At 58.5% G+C, this 12,600-nt stretch carries 8 protein-coding genes and 1 pseudogene; 7 read left to right on the forward strand and 2 right to left on the reverse strand.

What is annotated here, in order from left to right; translation table 11 throughout:
• Nucleotides 1–69: 69 nt before the first annotated feature.
• Together RCCGE510_RS11025 and RCCGE510_RS11030 are read right to left on the reverse strand one after the other, a co-directional pair.
• Nucleotides 70–390, reverse strand: coding sequence for a hypothetical protein (locus tag RCCGE510_RS11025; protein ID WP_007629894.1), 321 nt, complete (start codon nucleotides 388–390; stop codon nucleotides 70–72).
• 104 nt (nucleotides 391–494) lie between these two features.
• Nucleotides 495–965, reverse strand: coding sequence for a hypothetical protein (locus RCCGE510_RS11030; RefSeq protein ID WP_037078339.1), 471 nt, complete (start codon nucleotides 963–965; stop codon nucleotides 495–497).
• A 1,060-nt stretch (nucleotides 966–2,025) separates the two neighbouring features.
• On the opposite strand from RCCGE510_RS11030, the gene RCCGE510_RS11035 reads away from it, so the two are divergent.
• From RCCGE510_RS11035 to RCCGE510_RS11065, 7 genes and pseudogenes are all read left to right on the forward strand, one after another.
• Nucleotides 2,026–4,404 carry a hypothetical protein gene (locus RCCGE510_RS11035; RefSeq protein ID WP_007629902.1) on the forward strand — a complete coding sequence of 793 codons (2,379 nt, stop codon included), beginning with the start codon at nucleotides 2,026–2,028 and terminating at the stop codon, nucleotides 4,402–4,404.
• Nucleotides 4,401–6,797: a tyrosine-type recombinase/integrase gene (locus tag RCCGE510_RS11040; protein WP_007629904.1), complete on the forward strand. Its 2,397-nt coding sequence runs from the start codon at nucleotides 4,401–4,403 to the stop codon at nucleotides 6,795–6,797. Before RCCGE510_RS11035 ends, RCCGE510_RS11040 begins: the two co-directional genes overlap by 4 nt.
• Nucleotides 6,794–7,273 (forward strand): hypothetical protein, encoded by a 480-nt coding sequence (locus RCCGE510_RS11045; RefSeq protein ID WP_007629906.1) that lies wholly within the window; start codon nucleotides 6,794–6,796, stop codon nucleotides 7,271–7,273. The genes RCCGE510_RS11040 and RCCGE510_RS11045 overlap by 4 nt, the downstream gene beginning before the upstream one ends.
• Nucleotides 7,274–7,296: 23 nt before the next feature.
• Nucleotides 7,297–8,847 carry a site-specific integrase gene (locus RCCGE510_RS11050; protein ID WP_007629908.1) on the forward strand — a complete coding sequence of 517 codons (1,551 nt, stop codon included), beginning with the start codon at nucleotides 7,297–7,299 and terminating at the stop codon, nucleotides 8,845–8,847.
• 95 nt (nucleotides 8,848–8,942) lie between these two features.
• A pseudogene (locus RCCGE510_RS11055) lies at nucleotides 8,943–10,328 on the forward strand (RecQ family ATP-dependent DNA helicase); the annotation flags it as partial.
• Between the two features lie 168 nt (nucleotides 10,329–10,496).
• The gene (locus tag RCCGE510_RS11060; RefSeq protein ID WP_007629913.1) at nucleotides 10,497–11,225 is read left to right on the forward strand and encodes a class I SAM-dependent methyltransferase; all 729 of its coding nucleotides are present in this window, start codon (nucleotides 10,497–10,499) and stop codon (nucleotides 11,223–11,225) included.
• Nucleotides 11,226–11,289: 64 nt separating this feature from the next.
• Nucleotides 11,290–12,477 carry a glycine C-acetyltransferase gene (locus tag RCCGE510_RS11065; protein WP_007629914.1) on the forward strand — a complete coding sequence of 396 codons (1,188 nt, stop codon included), beginning with the start codon at nucleotides 11,290–11,292 and terminating at the stop codon, nucleotides 12,475–12,477.
• Nucleotides 12,478–12,600: the final 123 nt, after the last annotated feature.

The raw sequence follows: 12,600 nt of genomic DNA on the forward strand, positions 1-12,600 counted from the left end.
CAGCATATAGCCAAGCGCTTCCTTTCGTTCTGCCTCTTACGAAGTAGAGGAGTCAAAAACGCGAGCGTTTTACTGCCGGGCGACCTGCTCAAGGGGGCCGCTTTCAAACAGCGAGAAGATGGATCCATAGAAATCTATGTGGTCGGGCTTGACGATCGCTATTCCTAACACCCCAGTCTCCTGGGAGAGGTTCCACTCCATCGTCACGACGATGTCGCTGTGTTTTTGGAGGTAGCGGCCAAGCTGTTCGGCTTCGCCCAAGGGCCAAGTCGCATAGGCGTCCTGGCCAAGGAGGGCAATCGGGTCGTCCCCTTCCCATAGTGGACGCCCGTGAGAAAAGGCCTCGTGTTGCACGGTGCCGTTACCAGTGGTGGAGACGAATTCAATCATGACAGGGAGCCTTGTTTGCACTCGGAGCACACCCGAAGGCTTACGCCATGTCAAACTCTGTCCCGACCGGGGCCCAACTATTTTTGCTAAGCGTCCGTGTCGCTTTAGGCGTCGGCGTCCGTGAGCGTCCAGCCTTGGGCGTGAATATGCTTAAATTCAGGATTGCGCCGCAAGGCCGAACGGATTAGATCGACAGGATTCCGAGCATGAATGTAAATGCCTTTGGCTTCCATCCGCTTCTTGAGTTCAAGCTGCATGACAGGCTCGCCGGCTTCGCGAAGTAAGACCTTTGCGGCGTCTCTTATTCGATCAGACTGAGTAACAGTCGAAGTCAGTTGGGCCTTCTCCTCCTTCACCGGGGCGAGGGGATTGTCGACGAGCGGTTCCTTCTTCACCTCAAGCATCTGGGCTCGAATGATTTCAACCTGCGCCTTGGCCTTGGAGATTTCGGCTTCCTGATCGCGACAGTACTGGTCGGCGCGGACGCGAAATTGGGCTAACTCATCTTCTTTCTGCAGGACCCTCTTCTCAAGAGAGAGCAGAAGCATCGCGAACTGTTCGCCGACGTCCACCAAAATCAAAGCCTCAAATGGTAAATAAGTCCAACGGAGAGTCCCTTGTTCGCGGGAGCGAACTGCTCTAGGGTCCTAGTTGTGAGTCGGGCGGGCCTGTCGTCGAAAAACTAACCCACCCGACTACCAGAACCTTTTTCGGAGGCCCTGCATGTCAAACACCTGATACTATCTAGCTGAAACCGCTACTGTATTCAACGGTCCGTCGAGGCGTAACTGTGCCTTTCGGCTAAGCAGCGGATTCTCCTAGGCAATATTCGATCTACAGCCAGTTTCTGTGCAATCCGATCGGCTCAATCAAGGCGCTTCGGTGCATGAAACATGCGCTCGTCCAAACTCTTGGACGAATCACGCGGACGCCAGCCTGCTCTCGAAGCGGGACCGATCCCGCGTATGGTCTCACCAACGCCCAGCCATCTAATCACCCTCGGACGACCGGCGTCCAGAGGACGGCAAAACATGCTCTGAAAGGAGAGAAAGATGAATTCCGTAGGTAAACGACTTACTCTTGTAAGACCGGTTTTACTCAAAGGGACCTGTGGGAATGCCCCGGAGGCGGCGCCTTGAGATCTGAGGCGGAGCCTGAAACCGTCCGCAGAAAGGCGGCTCCACATGGCGCGGAGCGTCCTGATCTCGGGCGCGACAAAAGCATGCTGACTGCTGGACAACTCGCTGAAGTTTCGCAGGAAGTTCCATCGCTATGCATGGCCGGCTCCCCATTCCGGGAAGGAATGGATCGGCAGTCCGGTTCCCTATGGCGGCGAGCATGGAGGATCGATTTCTCAAGTGGCAGGGTCACCAAACAGCTAGCCGAAACATGGGTGTGCCATTGCTCCGCGACGGGCACTGGTTCGGGATCGGAGATCACGAGTGGGAATCCTTGCGGCGGCCCCGCCGCGGCGATCGCCTTGAGAACGGATCGCGTCCACGACGGCGTCCGTGGCGAATGAAGGAATCGTCCGAGCCGAGTTTTCCTGTGGCGTCCGAGTAGCGGGTCGAATCCTTCTTGGACTGCCCAATCGCTGCAGTCCAATCCTTGATATCAAAATCAATAGGTAAAGCAATGGACACTGCGAAAGAACGATTCGCGGGCGCGAACGAGCTCGCCCTGTCGGTCGATGCATTCGAAACAGGGTACTCGGATCTGGCCGAAGCCGTGACGAAATACACGTTGTTCTTCAAATCGACGAACAAACGGACGAAGTATGTGCTGGCCCCCAGGCTGCTGCTGGGGTTGATCGAAGACGACGGCCGTTTCGACATGCTCCGTCTTTTTCTGAAGCGGCCAGAAGGATGGTCCGCACGCAGGAAGGATTTCGAGGGCGTCCTCCTGCGGGCTTTGAAGGCGAACTACCAGCGACTCCTGGCGTCCGACCTCTATTCTGAAGCCGTTGCTTTGGAGCATGGAAGGAACGCGATCGCTGTCTTCAGGTGGCTGGGTCTAAGCACGTCGATCTATCCAGAACTCCCGAAGGTCCTCCCCCTTAAGCCGAAAAACCCGAAGGGTTCGCGAAAGGCAGCGGACGTCGAACCACCGTTCTCGCCGATGAGCGTCGAGGAAATAGGATCGGTACTTGGTGATCGGTTCCGCGATGATTTGCTCGCTTACGAGGCCAACGAACTCAGAGGCACAACAAAGATCGTCGGATTTCGCTACCTTATGTCGTACGTCACGTCGAAACCTTCCAGCTATTCGGACGCGGTCGTTCGCGCGCTTTCCGGCTGCGGCAACGAACACTGCGATGCTACGACGATCAAGTCGGTGATTGACGAGTGCGAGACCGCTCTGAAGGGGTCCGGAGCCTTCGCCACGAAAACCGTCACGGGGTTGATGCGCAACTGCAGTCACCTCTTCGAACATATGTCGGAACTCCCTAACCGGAGCTACCCGCATTTTTCACGGCGCTACAAGAAATTCACCCACGTTCCAACTGAGAGCGCGTCGATCGCAGATCTCGGTTTCCCTGAAACAAAAAACCTTACTGGTTCGGCGAAGCTCCGCGTGTCGATGAAGGTCATCAGCGACGCAGCAATGGACGTCCTTCAGAAGCACGCGTCGTTCTTCAAAGCTGCCGAGCCGCTGCGCAAAGGGAGGATCGCTGCCGATCTTCCCAAGGAGGAACGCGCAGCTTGCAATGCGATCTCAGCCGTCGTGAGGGCCGAGATCCGCAGTTTTGAACAGGCCGGGAAATCGCAGTTCTCGAAATCCGGCGTCCGGACGAATTCTAAAGCCGTCGACGCTTCCATGAACTTACTGGCAGACCCAGCAACATGGCGAGAGGCCGGTCTCGGCGAGCTCGTTCCGAAGGTTGCATCGCTCGATTTCCCGCAAATCATGACCCTGGTGCTGTGCTGCGTGGGCGCCACCATCGTACCGGTCTTGGCTGCGAAGATGGTTTTTTGCTGCGACACTGGTTGGAACCGGCAACCGATCGAGGACATTCCGCCGGAGGTGTATCAGTTCCGCCTCGTGGACGAGGTCGGTGTAGCGTGCGCCTCGTTCGTGCAAGCGTTCAAAAATCGCGCTGGACACCTCGTTCAAACATTGTTGGAGCATTCCCAACTCAGAGGGCTGAGGGCGACCGACGCGGTCGCGGCTTGGGAGGAAGCGGAACGGGAACAGAACTGGGGCGATTGCGATCAACGTTCCATGGTCGGGTACACCAGCCCAGCCTACGTGGCTTTGGAGCTGCTTCGTCCATCGGTTGAGGCTCTTGACGGCTACACGAAAGACCAACGCGTTCATGAGCGGTTCTTTAAAAGTATCTCGGTTTCCGGCGGGGTCTCGCTTAACAAGCGGGAAATCGCGACGGTGTTCAAAAGTGGCCCGCTTGCGACCCCCGGCCTAAACTTCAAACTGATCCGTAGGTCATACCTTCAACTGATGTTCAGGGTCGTGGACACGGTGGAAGCCTTGCGGACGGACGCCGGACACGCTGGTACCGGGGTTCTTCTTCCCGTTTACCTTAACTCTCCCGAAATCAGACGCGAACTCGAGCAGAGTACACGGTTCTTCCAGAACGCTATCCAATCTCTGGTCATCGCCGAAGTCGGTAAACCGCTCGAATTCCTCATGACACCCGAACAGCACGTTTGGTTCTACAACCTCGCCCGCGTGTCGGGAGTGGCGAGTGCGGTCGGCTACGGGGTCTCCACTCCTATCGCCGGGCCACCAGCTTTCCGCTTCACGCCATCGGACGAACAACTCCGGTCACTTTTTGCAATCAGCAAGTCCCTGGACATCGAAGAGAAGACTGCCGACCCGCGCCGCTGGTCGCTCGTAGGCGTGCCTCTGAGGGGGTTCACCAAGGCTATCTTCGCGAAGCTCAAATCAGCGGGAATGAGCCGTCTCCTCAAACGCATCAGCGACGAGTTCAACGACGATTTGCGTCGCGGTTTTGTCGATCTCCCGCCACTCAATCTCTCAGGAGCGTTTAAATGATCAAGCTTTCGACATACAAGGCGCGTCTGAGCGCCAGATCCATCCCGGCAGCCGTCGTGGCTACTCGGCCCTCCACCCCCATTGGGAAGCGTCCGAAGACAGGATGGTCGCGCGGGAAGAACCGTGACCTGACACACAACTGCTGGCTTATCGCCACCGCCGATCCTTCCAAGAAGCGGAAAGACGTCGAGCATCTCGTTTCGTTCGACGCGGCCGTTGATTTTCCGGGCATCTTTCTTTCGCACAGGTCGCTCAATGCCGACCGCTTGACCAAAAAGATCTTGGTACTGACGTCGTTGTCGATCGGCGTACGAGGAAACGGAGGGCTAGACGCGACCTACGTCGCGCAGATGTCCCGAAGGTTCGACTGGGTGCTGCGGTATCGGATCGCGGAAGGCTATGGGTCCTTTGCAGAGATTCCCGAGGACTTCGCATCGGACTTTTCCAAGCGTCTCACAAAGGGAGGAACCTTGGCGCTCGTTCCTATAGAGGAAAGGCTCGACCTCGCGCTGGAGGCACGGACAAGCTCGGAACCGTTGGCCATCAACCGCAGGTTCGCGTCTCAGCTCGGCGTCACCATCGCGGCGCTCGCACGCTCACCTTCGTTCCAGCTAGTACTCCTCGATGCCGACCCTTCGGCCAGGCTGGATGCCAGCATTCTCGAAGAGGACGAGAACGAAGACGCAACCAGTGAGAGCTCGGCTTTGGAGACTGACGACGCTGTGCCGGGCATATCGTCGGATACGAAGGGGAGGCGTAATCTGCCCAATTACCTCGAGATCCTCGAGTACCTTTACCGGCTCTCGGAGCGTGACCTCGACCATGACCGGATGGAACAAGATCCGTTTGAGTCAATGTCCATGGACGCCATCTCGGATCGTGATCGGAAAAAGGGTGGGAGAACTGACACACTCCTTCCCGAGGACATGATGAGGGCAATGACCGCGGCAGCCAAGTTCGTGGCAAATTATTCCAAGTACATTCTGGCTACGTTTCATGACGCTCGTCATCGGGTCTCGATCGGAACCCGAGCTATCGAGACGGCAAGCACCAGGAAGCTCATGCCAGAGGGCGGGTTCTGCATTTGGCCGACCTGGAACCTGGGTGCCGGCAGACGAGAACTGCTGCCCACAAAAACGATCCTACTGGACGAAGCCATTCGGCATCTGTTCGCAGCTTGCGCCATTCTCATCGCCGGCTTTGCGGCGCGCCGGGACATCGGCGTTCGAAGCGCTCATTTCGGCTGCCTCACCGAGGACGAACACGGCCTCATGACGATAAAAATCTATATCGGCAAGACGGACAAAGATCGCGTCGACATCCCGGTACCATCGATCCTCAAGACCGTCGTCAAGACACTCGAAGAGCTTTCGGCCGACACTCGCCAGGCGACCGGCAAAGAATGGCTATTCGAGGTCGCGTTCGACCCGAAGAAGCCTGAGCGGCTGGTGTCGTCACGTTTCCATCAGATCATCGATCTGTTTCTGGAGTTCATGGGCGTAGTGCCGCCAGAGGGGCGGGATCGATGGAATCTCAGCATCCACATGCTTCGGCGTGGATTCGGAATTTGGTACTATTATGGGCTGACAGGCGGCAGTCCCGACGCGCTTTCGCTCATGTATCGGCATAATGATCCAAACATGACCCGAATCTATTTTACGATGATTTTGCCGGGAGAAATCAATCGGTTGAAGACGGAACTCGAGGTTCGCTTGCGCAGTTCCGTCGCGAACCGGACCGAAGAGGATCAATCGTGGATCGATAGTGCTTACGATCAGTTGTCGTACATGAAGGCTCATCACAAGGCATTCGACGAGCCCCGCTGCGAGATTTTCGTCGAGAAAATGTTGGGGCTGTGGCGAGGAACGGAGAGCGTGATCGGAGCAGGCGGCAAAGCTCTGTTCAACGACGTACAGGCGATAGCCGAACGCGCGATGGGAAGGGTCCGGATCGGTTCGAGAGCCAACGACCCGAGTGCGCTCGAAACCCCTTTGCTCGAGCGGCTCATCACGTACGCCAAGAGTCACTTTTTGGAGCCGGTGATCGGCACGAATATGTGGTGCGCTGCCGACCCGCACAAGGAAGAACATCGAGCCAATGCGGAATGCCTGAAGCTGAAGGCAAAAGGCAAGGCGCCTTGGAAGAAGGACGGTATACCTGAAGCCCTCATGCCCGACTACGACTTCGCCTGCAATCGCATCTGTGTCGGTTGCCGCTTCGGTGCTGCCTTCCAGGACGGCCAACTTGCACTTCATAGCGAAGTAGAGCAGCGCCGTCACGCTGCAGCTCATGCCGCAACCCCAGCTCTCCAGAACGACGGATTCGATCTGCTTGCCCAGCTCGAGGCTGAAATTGCTGCCGCAGGTCCGGCACAACGGGGAGGCACGCTGTGAGCGACGACGAAATCTGGGATCGCGAAATGACGATGGACGAGTTCAAGAGACTCGACCCGGCTTTGCAGAAAAAGCGGATCGACACGTCGCTCCGTCGGAAAGTGACCGAGATGCATCGGTGGTCCCGCAGTGGGGTTCCAACGGGGATCGATTGGCGCAAGAATGGAGGAGACCGCACCAAGCTTCGTCGATGGCATGACCCGAAGAAGAAGCTGTGGAGCTGGAGTGACGACAACCCCGATCATCCCCGGAGCCGCAACAAGACGGTGATGGCGAAGTGGATCAAGGCCCGCAACCTGCTGGCGGCTGGCAGAACCGCCAAACCCACGGATGAGAAAGACAATTGGAAGCAAAGGGCGCTGGCGCTCGAACTTCAGAACTCCAATCTCATCGCGGTACAGGCTTCTCTGGAAGACAGGCTTCGCCGCGCTGAAGCCAGGATTCAGGTCAGCAAGAAAAAGAGGGCAAGCGACTGATCTACATCCCGAGCGATTTCATCATGGATCGAACACCGGAGGGCTTCAAGTGGCGGGACGATGATATGTCGGGAATCCCTCGGATACGATTCTCAGACGGATCGATCTTCGAGCCCTTCCTCCGGTACTTCGCTTACGGGTGGCTGAACAAGCTCTTCAAGGCGAAGTCTTCGATGGAACCGGATGCGTACTCTCTGCGTGAATGGCTTTGCCATACGTCGAATCTCGGCCTCGACTGGATGGCGGCCGGTACCGACGACGTAATGAGGTCATTTCGCAGCACCTTCGCTGAGAGGGTAAAGGAAGGCGAACTGGCAGCGGCTCAGGTTGAACTGAAGCTCGATCATATTTTCAGCTTCTACCAGAGGATCAGGAAAGCGATGCCCTTCAACGGGGAGGAGCCAATGCTTCATTTCGTTGGGCATCCCGAGAGCCTTGCTCCGATTACGACCCGTCGGGTTGGCGGAAAGGCCCGCTGGAGCGGTTGGAACAAGATCGATCGGAAAGTCCCGAACCGCCCGACGCCGGACGACGACCAGGTTGAACGGATCCTTGAACACCTCAGGGCGGCTGCAATGGAACCCCTGGCCGGAAGATGGAAGCAGGCCCTGCAAGTCTATGCGGCGGAGAGAAACTGGCTCGTGGCGTGCTGCGAGGCCCGCGCCGGACTTCGTGCGAAAGAGACGGCGAGTCTTTCACTGCAAAATATCGCAGATGCACTCGCAAAGTTGAAAATAGTCAACATTCCAACCGGTAGGTGGCGGTCAAGCCTGCAACCAAATCCTCTGAATGATGCGGTCGACGACCGGAAGCTTCAAGCAGAGATTCGCGCAGGAATCGAGAGGCACGCGGCGCGCGGCTACATGACGATCAACGTGGTCGTCCAGACGAAAGGAAGTCCTGAAAGGTCCGTCGAGTTTCCGATCGACCTCGTCATAGATCTTCTCGAAATTGCGGTATGGAAGGTCCGGAAGGCACTGTTCGAGCGCTGGACGGCAGACGGCAAGATCGATCTGGACTACGATGCGGTCTTCCTCTCCTCCACGAGAGATGGCGCTCGGCTCGCCACAAAAAGCGTCGCTGACATCGTCAAAAAGGCTTTCAATGACCTCATCATCGCCGGTAGCGGCCACAGGCTCCGTGCGTATTATTTCACTGAAATGGCTTGGCTTCTGTGGACGCAGGAGCTTGCAACGGCCGGCTACCGAAGCGATGTCGCGGTCAATAACACGGTATTGAATCGTTTGGCGGATCTCGCCGGGCACAAAAGTCCGGGAACGATGGAACGCTACTACCTCGACAGGGCGAAGCTGCGGCAAAAACTGAAGAAAAATAAGCCAACACTCGACGCCCGCAAAGACATGATGAACGCGCTCATTGGCGTGAGTTGGGATTTGGACGCCGACACGTGTCGGCGTCTCCAGCGGGTCATATACGCGTTTGACGACTGCGATGATCCCAGGTTCTTCACGGTCATCGATGCGGCGATCGACAAATACGTCGATCTGAAGGAGAGGCCACAACCTGACCGATCGTCTCATCTCCGATTGGTCACCAGCGGCGACGGTCCTTGAGAGAATAAAAATCGGAGATATTGATTCTTGGATAAGTCTCTGATATAAATGGAGTATCCCGAGGATATTAGAGACCGTTCCGCCAAAACCACAGCGTCTCGCAATGGGGCCATGATTTCCGGCCGGAGTATCGCGCGCTCGGCCGGCTCGGCGAGCAATATCCCGGCGTGCCCAGGGTGGCGCTGACGGCCACGGCCGATCCGCATACGCGCGACGACATCATCGAGCGGCTGGGGCTCGACGCTGCCGAGATCTTCACCACCAGTTTCGACCGGCCGAACATCGCCTATGAGATCGTCGAGCGTGACCAGCCGCGGCAACAGCTCTTGCGGTTTCTGTCCGGCCACAAGGGAAACAGCGGCATCGTCTATTGCCTGTCGCGCGCCAAGGTCGAGGATACGGCCGAGTGGCTGAACGGGCAGGGTGTGCGCGCGCTTGCCTACCATGCCGGCATGGACAGGGCGGTTCGCGACGCCAATCAGGATGCGTTCCTGAAGGAAGAAAACCTCTGCCTGGTCGCCACCGTCGCCTTCGGCATGGGCATCGACAAGCCGAATGTGCGTTATGTCGCCCATCTCGACCTGCCGGGCTCGGTGGAAGCCTACTACCAGGAGACCGGGCGCGCGGGCCGTGACGGTCTGCCGTCCGAGGTCTGGATGGCTTATGGCATGGCCGACGTCATCCAGCGCGGCCGGATGATCGACGAGGGCAGTGCCGCCGCGGAGATCAAGCGGGTCGAGCGCGCCAAGCTCAATGCATTGCTGGCGATCTGCGAGACCGCGTCCTGCCGCCGCCAGGCAATCCTTGCGCATTTCGGCGAGGCGCATGCCGGACAATGCGGCAATTGCGACACTTGCCTGAAGCCGGTCGAAACCTGGGAGGGCACGGAAGCAGCGATCAAGGCGCTGGCTGCGATCTACCGCACCGGCGAGCGGTTCGGCGCCGGCCATGTCGTCGAGGTGCTGGTCGGCAATGTCAACGAGAAGACCGAGCGTTTCGGCCACTCCCAGATGCCGGTCTTCGGCGCCGGCAAGGATATTCCGGCGCGCGTCTGGCAATCGGTCTTCCGCCAGATGCTCGCCATGGGGCTGGTCCGCGTCGATCACGAGGCTTACGGGGCGCTGAAGCTGGAGCCGGAGGCGCGCGCCGTCTTCAAGCACGAGCGGCCGGTGTTCTTCCGCAAGGACCGTCCGGCCTCCGAACGGCGCACGAAGAAGGCGGAGCGCACCGAGCGCAAATCGGGGCTGTCAGGCGCCGACGGCACGCTCTTCGAGGCGTTGCGGGCCGAGCGCATGGCGATCGCCAAATCGCTCGGCGTACCGCCCTATGTCGTCTTTCCCGATACGACGCTGATCGCGTTTGCCACTGACAAGCCTCGGAGCCGCAAGGAGCTGCTCGCCATATCGGGCGTCGGGCAGGCAAAGCTCGAACGCTACGGCGATGCCTTCCTGGAGATCATTCTGGCTCAGGACCGCGGCTGAACGGACCCTGCTGATAGTTGAGATCAGCCGAGGGGGCATGGTACATGCTGCCTCTACAGCGCCGCGCGTCTTTTCCGACGCGCAAAGGACGCTGTAACTCTTTGAATTGCTGTATAATTCCTTAAACCGAATCCGGTTTAAGGAATTATACAGCGGGGAGGAGCGCCGATGGCCCAGAATATCTACGACCGACCGGAATTCTTCGCCGGATACAGCGGCATGAGGCGATCCGTCCACGGGCTTGACGGGGCGGCCGAATGGCCGGCGGTGCGCGCGCTTCTGCCTGATCTAACCGGCAAACGCGTCGTCGATCTCGGCTGCGGCTTCGGCTGGTTTTCGCGTTTCGCCATGGCTCAAGGTGCTGCCAGTGTGTTCGGGCTCGATATCTCGGAAAAGATGATCGCCAGAGCGAGGGCTGATACGGACGATGCCGCGGTTACCTACGAGATCGCCGATCTCGAGCATCTCAAGCTTGCCGAGGCATCATACGATTTCGCTCATAGTTCGCTGGCGCTGCATTATATCGAGGACTTCGCCGGCCTCGTCGCGAGTATGCATCGCGCGCTTTTGCCGGGATCGCATTTCGTCTTCACCATCGAGCATCCGATCTTCATGGCGCCGACCCATCCCGCCTGGTCCACCGACGCCGAGGGGCGGCGCATCTGGCCACTCGACCGCTATTCCGTCGAGGGTGCCCGCACGACCGACTGGCTCGCCAAAGGTGTCGTCAAGCAGCACCGCAAGCTCGGCACGACGCTCAATACCTTGATTGCGGCGGGCTTTGCCATCCGTCATGTCGAGGAATGGAGCCCTAACGATCGGGAATTGCGTGACAATCCCGATTGGGCGGAGGAACTGGACCGGCCGATGTTTCTGCTGATCGCGGTTCAGCGCTGAAGAAGACAAGCCGGCGGCGATATGCTAACCCGGCGGATACGGAAATCGTCAGGAAGGGCCGCCCATGACCTCGCAATTCCTCTCCCATCTCCAATCCGAGATTTCGGCGCTGAAGGATGGCGGCCTCTATAAGTCTGAGCGCATCATCAGCTCCAAGCAGGCGGGCGAGATCGCGATTTCGACCGGCGAACGGGTGCTGAATTTTTGCGCCAACAACTATCTCGGCCTTGCCGACAATGAGGAATTGGCCGAGGCCGGCAAACAGGCGCTCGACCGCTACGGCTACGGCATGGCTTCGGTGCGCTTCATCTGCGGCACGCAGGAGGAGCACAAGCAGCTCGAGGCGCGCATCTCTTCCTTTCTCGGCATGGAAGACACGATCCTTTACTCCTCCTGCTTCGACGCCAATGGTGGCCTGTTCGAAACGCTGCTCTCCGACGAAGACGCGATCATTTCGGATGCGCTGAACCACGCCTCGATCATCGATGGCGTCAGGCTGTCGAAGGCCAAGCGCTTTCGTTACGCCAACAACGATATGGCAGCACTTGAAGAGGAATTGAAAAAGGCCGAAGACTGCCGCTTCAAGCTGATCGCCACCGACGGCGTTTTCTCGATGGACGGCATCATCGCCAATCTCAGCGGCGTCTGCGATCTCGCCGAGAAATACGGTGCGATGGTCATGGTCGACGACAGCCATGCGGTCGGTTTCGTCGGCAAGAACGGTCGCGGCTCCCCCGAATATTGCGGCGTCGAGGGCCGGATCGACATCATCACCGGAACGCTCGGCAAGGCGCTCGGCGGCGCTTCGGGCGGTTATACCTCGGCGAAGGCTGAAGTTGTGGAATGGCTGCGGCAGCGCTCGCGGCCCTATCTGTTCTCGAATACGCTGGCGCCGGTGATTGCGGCCGCCTCGCTCAAGGTGTTCGATCTGATCGAAAACGGTGATGCCTTGCGCAAGCGCCTGTCCGACAATGCCGATCTCTTCCGCACTGAAATGACCAAGCTCGGCTTCACGCTCGCCGGCGAAGGCCATCCGATCATCCCGGTCATGCTTGGTGACGCCAAGCTCGCACAGGACATGGCGGCTTTGATGCTGAAGAAGGGTATCTATGTGATCGGTTTCTCTTTCCCTGTCGTGCCGAAGGGCCAGGCCCGCATCCGCACGCAGATGTCGGCTGCGCATTCGCGTGAAGATGTGGAGCGGGCGATTGCGGCCTTTGCCGAGGCTGGGCGGGAGCTAGGCGTGATTTGAGAATGGGGCTGCCCTCACCCTAACTCGACCGGGGTCGAGCCACAGCTCTCGACCCGTTCCTCGGACCCCCGTAAACGGGGCGAGGGGACGTGCCCTGCGAGAGGTAGGTGGGGACGGAGAGGT

Origin of the sequence: Rhizobium sp. CCGE 510 (assembly GCF_000292525.1) — a bacterium.
Taxonomy (GTDB): Bacteria; Pseudomonadota; Alphaproteobacteria; order Rhizobiales; family Rhizobiaceae; genus Rhizobium.

Excerpts from the sequence above, each read along its gene's own strand:
- RCCGE510_RS11025 (WP_007629894.1), bottom strand. The coding sequence starts at position 390 with ATGATTGAATTCGTCTCCACCACTGGTAACGGCACCGTGCAACACGAG.
- RCCGE510_RS11035 (WP_007629902.1), top strand. The coding sequence starts at position 2,026 with ATGGACACTGCGAAAGAACGATTCGCGGGCGCGAACGAGCTCGCCCTG.
- RCCGE510_RS11040 (WP_007629904.1), top strand. The coding sequence starts at position 4,401 with ATGATCAAGCTTTCGACATACAAGGCGCGTCTGAGCGCCAGATCCATC.
- RCCGE510_RS11050 (WP_007629908.1), top strand. The coding sequence starts at position 7,297 with ATGGATCGAACACCGGAGGGCTTCAAGTGGCGGGACGATGATATGTCG.
- RCCGE510_RS11060 (WP_007629913.1), top strand. The coding sequence starts at position 10,497 with ATGGCCCAGAATATCTACGACCGACCGGAATTCTTCGCCGGATACAGC.
- RCCGE510_RS11065 (WP_007629914.1), top strand. The coding sequence starts at position 11,290 with ATGACCTCGCAATTCCTCTCCCATCTCCAATCCGAGATTTCGGCGCTG.